A 4,286-nucleotide genomic window follows, 5' to 3' on the forward strand; every position below is an offset into this window, starting at 1 on the left:
GAACGCGGAGCGTCCCTGGCGGCATTCCCACGCAGAGCGTGGGAACGATCGGTACGCAAGGTCAGCGGGATTTCGGTTTCTTTACGTCCAGCCGGCGCAAATGGCAGGTCACTTCCTCACGGTCGTGGTACAGCTGCTTGCAGCCGATCTCCACGCGAATGCCCCGGGCCTTGAAGCCTTCGGCAATACGCTCGAGCAAGCGCTTCACCTCGGCGTAACGCTGCTTCATCGGCAGCTTGAGGTTGACCACCGCCTCGCGGCAATGCCCCTCGCCGATCCACTCCTCGAGCATCGCCGCATTACGCGCCGGCTTCTCGACGATGTCGCAGACCATCCAGTCCACCGGCTGCTTGGGCTTGAAGGTGAAACCGTCGGCCATCAAATGCTGCACCAGGCCCGTGTCCATCAAGCTTTCAGCCATCGGGCCATTGTCGATGGCGGTCACCAGCATGCCTCGGTTGACCAGCTGCCAGGTCCAGCCGCCAGGCGCAGCACCCAGGTCGACCCCGGTCATGTCGCTGTGCAGGCGCTCGTCCCATTGGTCGCGCGGAATGAAGTGATGCCAGGCCTCTTCAAGCTTCAAGGTCGAACGGCTCGGCGCCTCGCGCGGGAATTTCAAACGCGGAATGCCCATCGGCCACATCGCCGAATTGTTCGACTCCGCCAGGCCAACGAACACTTCACGGCCGCTCTTGAACGTCAGTAACAAGCGCGGCTTGTTCGCGTCGTCCACCAGCTTGCCGGCGCCGATCAGCGCCTTGCGCAACGGGCCTTCGAATTTCTTGCAGAAGTTCGACAGCTCCTTGCCATCATTGGTATCGACCACTTCCAGCCACAGGCTGCCGCAGGTCGGAAAATCCGCCAGGTGCGCGAGAATCACGCTGATGCGATCACTCTCCGGCAGGTCGATGAAAATCCCCCGGGCCCACTGGCGCGGGAAAATCAGGTTGGCAAAACGCTGCCCGCGCATCAGGCGCTCGGCGCCGTCTTCTTCGGTGCAGACAAACTCGGCGCAGGCGCTGGCGGCCTTGGCCTTGGCATAACCGGCCACGTTCAGTTGTGCGGCGAGGTCGGAAATCTCGGAACAGACTTCACCTTCGAAGCCCGGCCGGCAATGCATGAAAAGGGTGTTCATTCTTACTCCTGGGCAGAGGGCGAGACATTCAACCCCTGCGCGATGCCCAGACTTGCGCTAACGCAATGTCTGTCACGAAAACCGGCGCATGATAGCCGACTTCGGAACCTCGGACTTGCCCATAGAGTCCAGTTATTAGCCAGCAACTTCAAACAGGGCTAGGTTTAATGCTCTGCCCGTCCCCTCAGTCCGCCACCGTGCGGACTCAAAGGAGTGATCGTAATGCCGTCCCTCGATAGCCTGAACACCCTTAAAACCCTGCAAGTCGACGACAAGCTCTATCACTATTACAGCCTGCCGGAGGCCGCCAGAAGCCTCGGCGACCTGGACGCGCTGCCCATGTCGCTCAAAGTGCTGCTGGAAAACCTGCTGCGCTGGGAAGACGCCAAGACCGTCACCGGCGCCGACCTCAAGGCCATCGCCGCCTGGCTCAAGGAGCGCCGCTCCGACCGCGAAATCCAGTACCGGCCGGCCCGGGTGCTGATGCAAGACTTCACCGGCGTGCCCGCCGTGGTCGACCTGGCCGCCATGCGCGCGGCGATGGCCAAGGCCGGCGGCGACCCTCAGCGGATCAACCCGCTGTCGCCGGTGGACCTGGTGATCGACCACTCGGTGATGGTCGACAAGTTCGCCACCAGCAGCGCCTTCGAACAGAACGTCGACATCGAAATGCAGCGCAACGGCGAGCGTTACGCCTTCCTGCGCTGGGGCCAGAGCGCCTTCGACAACTTCAGCGTGGTGCCGCCGGGCACCGGCATCTGCCACCAGGTCAACCTCGAATACCTGGGCCGCACCGTCTGGACCAAGGACGAAGACGGCCGCACCTACGCCTTCCCCGACACCTTGGTCGGCACCGACTCCCACACCACCATGATCAACGGCCTCGGCGTACTCGGCTGGGGCGTCGGCGGCATCGAAGCCGAAGCGGCGATGCTCGGCCAACCGGTGTCGATGCTGATTCCCGAAGTGATCGGCTTCAAGCTCACCGGCAAACTCAAGGAAGGCATCACCGCCACCGACCTGGTGCTGACCGTCACCCAGATGCTGCGCAAGAAAGGCGTGGTCGGCAAATTCGTCGAGTTCTACGGCGACGGCCTGGCTGACCTGCCGCTGGCCGACCGCGCGACCATCGCCAACATGGCGCCGGAGTATGGCGCCACCTGCGGCTTCTTCCCGGTGGACGACGTCACCCTCAACTACCTGCGCCTGTCTGGCCGCCCCGACGCCACGGTGAAACTGGTCGAGGCCTACAGCAAGGTGCAAGGCCTGTGGCGCCTGCCAGGCCAGGAACCGCAATTCACCGACAGCCTGGCCCTGGACATGACCAGCGTCGAAGCCAGCCTGGCCGGCCCCAAGCGCCCGCAAGACCGTGTGTCGCTGCCGAATGTGGCGCAAGCCTTCAGCGACTTCGTCGGCCTGCATCTCAAACCCACCAGCAAGGAAGAAGGCCGCCTGGAAAGCGAAGGCGGTGGCGGCGTGGCCGTGGGCAACGCGGACATGGCCGGTGAAGTGGACTACGAGTACGAAGGCCAGACCCTTCGCCTGAAAAACGGCGCGGTGGTGATCGCCGCCATCACCTCCTGCACCAACACCTCCAACCCGAGCGTGATGATGGCGGCCGGGCTGGTAGCGAAAAAAGCCGTGGAAAAAGGACTGCGCCGCAAACCCTGGGTAAAAAGCTCCCTGGCCCCGGGCTCGAAAGTGGTCACCGATTATTACAAGGCGGCCGGCTTGACGCAGTACCTCGACACCCTGGGTTTTGCCCTGGTCGGCTACGGCTGCACCACCTGCATCGGCAACTCCGGGCCGCTGGCGGAGCCCATCGAACAAGCCATCCAGAAGGCCGACCTGACCGTGGCCTCGGTGCTGTCGGGCAACCGCAACTTCGAGGGCCGGGTCCATCCACTGGTGAAAACCAACTGGCTGGCCTCGCCGCCGCTGGTGGTCGCCTATGCCCTGGCCGGCACCGTGCGCATCGACCTCAGCCAAGAGCCTCTGGGCGAGGACCAGAACGGCAAGCTGGTGTACCTGCGTGACATCTGGCCCAGCAGCCAGGAAATCGCCGAAGCGGTCGAACAGGTCAACACCGCCATGTTCCACAAGGAATACGCCGAAGTATTCGCCGGCGACGAACAATGGCAAGCCATCGAAGTACCGCAAGCGGCCACCTACGTCTGGCAGGACGACTCGACCTACATCCAGCATCCGCCGTTCTTCGACGACATCGGCGGCCCGCCACCGGTGGTCAAGGACATCAGCGGCGCGCGCATCCTCGCCCTGCTCGGCGACTCGGTGACCACCGACCACATCTCCCCCGCCGGCAACATCAAGGCCGACAGCCCGGCAGGCCACTACCTGCGCGAGAAAGGCGTCGAACCGCGCGATTTCAACTCCTACGGCTCACGCCGCGGCAACCACCAGGTGATGATGCGCGGCACCTTCGCCAACATCCGCATCCGCAACGAAATGCTCCATGGCGAGGAAGGCGGCAACACCTACTACATCCCTACCGGCGAAAAACTGCCGATCTACGACGCCGCCATGCGCTACCAAGCTACCGGCACCCCGCTGGTGGTGATCGCCGGCCAGGAATACGGCACCGGCTCCAGCCGCGACTGGGCCGCCAAGGGCACTAACTTGCTGGGGATCAAGGCGGTCATCGCCGAAAGCTTCGAACGCATCCACCGCTCCAATCTGGTGGGCATGGGCGTATTACCGTTGCAGTTCAAGCTCGACCAGAACCGCAAGAGCCTGAACCTGACTGGCCGGGAAACCCTGGACATCCTGGGGTTGACGGGCGTTGAGCTGACACCGCGGATGAATTTGACCCTGGTCATCACTCGGGAAAACGGCAGCCAGGAGAAAATCGAAGTGTTGTGTCGGATTGATACGCTTAATGAGGTGGAATACTTCAAGTCGGGGGGAATCTTGCATTACGTGTTGCGGCAGTTGATTGCGTCGTAATCGCGTGGCTATAGCTGTTGATGCTTCAGGTGCCGTTCTTCGTTAGCGGCGCCTGACGCCCCCCTACAACCTGCCCACCATGCGGAGCCAGGCCTGAAACGGCGAAGGCATCATCACAGCCAACCAATCTCTCCCGGCCCTACCCGAACAACTGTGGGAGCGAGCCTGCTCGCGAAGGCGGCCTGAC

At 62.9% G+C, this 4,286-nt stretch carries 2 protein-coding genes; one reads left to right on the forward strand and one right to left on the reverse strand.

What is annotated here, in order from left to right:
* Positions 1-61: 61 nt before the first annotated feature.
* Positions 62-1,135, reverse strand: a complete 1,074-nt coding sequence (gene rlmM, locus PG5_RS32695) for a 23S rRNA (cytidine(2498)-2'-O)-methyltransferase RlmM (protein ID WP_020801362.1) — start codon at positions 1,133-1,135, stop codon at positions 62-64.
* A 222-nt stretch (positions 1,136-1,357) separates the two neighbouring features.
* On the opposite strand from rlmM, the gene acnA reads away from it, so the two are divergent.
* Positions 1,358-4,099 carry an aconitate hydratase AcnA gene (acnA, locus tag PG5_RS32700; protein WP_020801363.1) on the forward strand — a complete coding sequence of 914 codons (2,742 nt, stop codon included), beginning with the start codon at positions 1,358-1,360 and terminating at the stop codon, positions 4,097-4,099.
* The last annotated feature ends 187 nt before the right edge of the window (positions 4,100-4,286 follow it).

This window comes from Pseudomonas sp. G5(2012) (genome assembly GCF_000408945.1).
GTDB lineage: Bacteria > Pseudomonadota > Gammaproteobacteria > Pseudomonadales > Pseudomonadaceae > Aquipseudomonas > Aquipseudomonas umsongensis.